This is a genomic window from Microvirga pakistanensis (assembly GCF_004458765.1).
GTDB lineage: Bacteria > Pseudomonadota > Alphaproteobacteria > Rhizobiales > Beijerinckiaceae > Microvirga > Microvirga pakistanensis.
In genome coordinates, this window is the sequence record NZ_SPJX01000092.1 from 1 (window position 1) to 223 (window position 223).

1 tRNA gene is annotated in these 223 nt (G+C 61.9%); it reads right to left on the reverse strand.

Going from position 1 to position 223, the window contains the following annotated elements:
• Nucleotides 1–77: transfer RNA gene (locus E4K09_RS03025), tRNA-Met, on the reverse strand.
• Nucleotides 78–223 lie beyond the last annotated feature (146 nt).

Consider the following 223-nt stretch of genomic DNA (forward strand, 5'->3'; position numbering starts at 1 on the left):
TGGTTGCGGGGACAGGATTTGAACCTGTGACCTTCAGGTTATGAGCCTGACGAGCTACCGGGCTGCTCCACCCCGCGCCATGCGGGCCAGGATTGCCGGCAATCCTGGCCAGGTCGGCGTTTGCACGCCGTGCGGCCTACAAACACAAACCGCGGTGGCTCGGGAGGAGACACCGCGGTGTGATTGTCAAAAAGGTAAAGAGGCGGTTTGTCCTTGGCAGGCC